Source organism: Pseudomonas emilianonis, from assembly GCF_023072625.1.
Taxonomy (GTDB): domain Bacteria; phylum Pseudomonadota; class Gammaproteobacteria; order Pseudomonadales; family Pseudomonadaceae; genus Aquipseudomonas; species Aquipseudomonas paraveronii.
Window position 1 is genome coordinate 1 of record NZ_JAKNRV010000453.1, and the last position, 3571, is coordinate 3571.

The 3571-nt window shown below is 57.3% G+C and carries 3 protein-coding genes; 1 reads left to right on the top strand and 2 read right to left on the bottom strand.

Going from position 1 to position 3571, the window contains the following annotated elements; genetic code table 11:
* Both L9Z73_RS27320 and L9Z73_RS27325 read right to left on the bottom strand, forming a co-directional pair.
* A partial coding sequence (locus tag L9Z73_RS27320) for a hypothetical protein (RefSeq protein ID WP_247407749.1) occupies nt 1–1334 on the bottom strand: 1334 nt, incomplete at its 3' end.
* Nucleotides 1335–2038: 704 nt separating this feature from the next.
* Nucleotides 2039–3061 (bottom strand): zinc-dependent alcohol dehydrogenase family protein, encoded by a 1023-nt coding sequence (locus L9Z73_RS27325; RefSeq protein WP_247407751.1) that lies wholly within the window; start codon nt 3059–3061, stop codon nt 2039–2041.
* Between the two features lie 269 nt (nt 3062–3330).
* Between L9Z73_RS27325 and L9Z73_RS27330 the strand changes: the two genes are divergently transcribed.
* Nucleotides 3331–3571: LysR family transcriptional regulator (locus L9Z73_RS27330; protein ID WP_247407753.1), on the top strand; the 241-nt coding region annotated here is incomplete at its 3' end.

Here is a 3571-nt window from a genome sequence, read left to right on the forward strand (position 1 = left end):
TTGCGGTAGAGGTGCTGGAGCAACGACAGCGGCAAGCCGCTGGCGTCGATTGCCCACTGGTGCAGCATCTCGGCAGCCGGCTTGCCCTGGAGCGCCTTGTGCAACTCGGGGAGCGCCACCAGCATGCCGGGATGGCATTGACGCAGGTAACCCTCCAGCCGCTCACCATGATGGATGAAGGGCGAAAACAGCAGACAGGTCAACGGGCCCTCCTCCAGGCCAAAGAACGCTTGGGCGTAGGTAGTCGACAGCGCGCGCCCGTCCTCACTGCCCGCCTCTGCGATCAAATGCTCAGGAATTTTCTGGCGGCATATGTAGTCCATTGCCTGCCTTACAAAACCCGCCACGCCGTCCTCGTAGGACAGTTCGCGCAGGCACTCGGCCTGCAACCCCCGCAGGTGAGCCATCAGTAACGGGTTGGGGTAGGCAGGATGGCTGAACTGAAAACCAAATGGGTCGGGTACATAGCCCAGGAAGTCAGTGAGCAGAGGGGTCGAAGCAACATCTACGTTGTTAAGCAGGTCGGCGATACCTATATAGGACAAATGGCGATGCCCACCCCGGCCAGGGCTCTCATGTGCAACGTATTGCTCGCCATAGAGGCTTTGATAACAGCCGTTACTCCATTCCTCCATACGTGCGAACAACCCGGTGAGCGACGTCGGCTTGCCGGGCGGAGTGCTGATGCCGGCCGCTTGGGCCGCGCTTTTCAACCACGCCAGGTACTGGCTCTGCTTGCGTGGCGAATCACCGCTGACCAGCGCATGCACACCACCGTTCCAGGAGGTGACACGCTGGTAAAAATCCCCCAGGGACAGGTAGGTATCGTTACACAGCGTCGCGCGAATATCCCCGGAGGTCAGGTGCCCCACCATCAGCATATTGCGCTGGCTGACCTCTCTGCCTGCGCTTGAGGCCGCGCGCAGGTGGTTGAACGGCTGCACTTCCTGGTTTTCCACCATCAGCAACTCAACCCGCGGGTCGTCATGGAAAAACAGTGTGCTATAGCCACGCTGGAGGCTGTCCAGCGTGGCCTGGGTCATGCCGACATGCCGTAAAGTCGCCACGCGCAGGTGAAAGGTCCTGGGCGCACGGCCGGCGATGGTCAGTTGCGCTGCACGCAGCAGCGCCAGGGTGTAGCAGCTGACCTCGCCGCCCCCATGGGCAACCAACACTTTGTAATCGCCTATTTGTTCCATGCCGCCGGCAGCGACGACAATTCGCTGGATCAATAATTGAAGTGCGGTACGTTCGGCGCGCGTAAAGTGCCCGACCAAACGTTGCAGAACTTGCTGATAAACATAGTTCATGGCTTGTTCGTGAGTTGCGCTCATAGTTCTACTACCTGAGTTGAAATATCAGTTTCAAGTAACTGCCGAGATTATTTGCTCGACCCATTAGATGCGTAGGAATGTCGTTCACCGCTCAAGGGTGACGATAAATAAACCTTAGCACGCTGTAACAAATCGACAGGGAACTCCAATTGTGTACCTTCGCGCCGTCTCTCCTCGAGACCCTTGCGCCAGGGCACCCGGACAACCCTAGGAACGTTCCGACAACGTCCTACACTGACTTGAGCAGGGAACTAAGGATGCATCCGACATAAAGGAAAGATCCAATTTAAGGAATTCAACTTCAATAAATTGGAATTATCTATCCCAACGCCATCACCCTGCCGCCCAGGTATGCATCGCGATAATTTAATTTCATATGTATCAGGCCGAAAAAACAGACATTCAATCATTGCTCAATCCTTGAGATGACAGTGAAGGCTCGATTATCGGCACTGGCATAATGATTAACAGATACAGAACGCCGCAAGAAACCAGTTCAGATGGCAATTGGGCGAGCCGTTGATTACGCACACACACAGATGCCGCGCTGGAATTCAGCGCGGCATCGGGGGCAAACCTCGTATTTTGCGGGGCCTGGCGCCCTAACGGCGGCTTAAACCCTGCGTGGGTTAAGCCCTGACAAATGGCGCATTTGCCCCATCCGTTCAGACGCCTGAGTATTCATTTGCGAATACTCCTACAGCTCAAACAGCCTCAACCTGCAATGCGACGCGCTCGCGGCACGGGCATTCGTCCATGTAGCGGTGCGCTTCGACGAACTGGCTGAATGGAAACACTCTGGTTTTCAGCGGGACCAGCACACCATCGGCGGTCAGTTGGCTGATATCGCGCAACGCGCGTTGCAATGCCACCTGGTCCTGGACAATGCCCAGTTCCGGCTTGCCGGTGAAGTTGCCGATGCAATGCACAAAGAACTGAATATTCTTCTGGAACGCCGCACAGGCCGGGAATGGGGTCTGGTTGCCACCTTGCAAGCCATACAGCACCAGGCTGCCACGCGGAGCCAACACATCGCCGAGTAACGACATCTGTGGGCCGCCCAAGCCATCGAACACCACGTCGACGCCGCGGTTGTCGGTGAACTTGTTGATTTGCATGAGCAGGTCCTGCTCTTCGGTGACGATGACCTTTTCTGCCCCGAGGGACAGCAGATACTCGCGCTCCGCGCTGTCCTTGGTCGCCGCGATCACCCGCACGCCCAAGGCCTTGCCCAGTTGCACAAAGGACGGACCGGCGCAGTGGCTGGCGTCCGTCACCAAGGCAAACTGGCCGGGTTTGACCCGCGCCAAGTCCACATACGCAAAATACGCAATCAACAGCGGCGTGTAATGCACGCTGGCTTGAATCGGGCTCAAGACATCCGGATAACGGGTCAACGCCGAACGGGGCAAGACGATCTGTTCGCCATACACCGGGTAATCATTGGGGCTCTCGGCGGGAAAACTGGCGACTTTATCGCCCACTGCCAAGTCATCCACGCCGTCGCCCAGGGCCACAACGACCCCGGCCATCTCATGGCCAAGGCCGGACGGCAAACGTGCGTGGGAAGACGCCAGGTTCTGACGCCACAAAATGTCGTACCAACTGATGCCAATTGCCTCGACACGCACCTGCACTTCGCCCGGTGCGGGCTGCGCGGCTGCATGCTCTTCGCACTTGAGCACCTCAGCCGGACCAAACTTGTGAAAACGGATCGTGCGGGACATCGCAAACCTCGTCAAAGTAACCTCTATTGCCCTGAACTCTATCTGGGCTTTCCCGGTAAGACTACCGGTCGCCATTAATAGTCGACATGTCTGTCATTGATTCCGCGACCGAGGAATAGACCTCAACTATCGTAGGAAAACTCAATTAGCCGGTGCAGAGTACCAGCCTTTCCCCGTAAGATTCATGCCGGTCATGCTCCGAGCATGGAGATCATAGGGATCATGTATGGCCGCTCTCGTCTAGTTTACAGACTCATCCAGGACACAAGATGAACCGTAACGACCTGCGTCGTGTCGACCTTAACCTCTTGATCGTATTCGAAACCTTGATGCATGAGCGCAGCGTGACCCGTGCCGCCGAGAAATTGTTCCTCGGCCAGCCGGCCATCAGCGCGGCGTTATCGCGCCTGCGCGGTCTTTTCGATGACCCGCTGTTTGTGCGCACCGGGCGCAGCATGGAGCCGTCGGCCCGCGCCGTGGAAATTTTCGCCCTGCTGTCCCCGGCCCTGG

What these genes read in the sequence shown, in the direction of transcription:
- L9Z73_RS27325 (WP_247407751.1), bottom strand. Translation starts at nt 3,061, where the DNA reads ATGTCCCGCACGATCCGTTTTCACAAGTTTGGTCCGGCTGAGGTGCTC.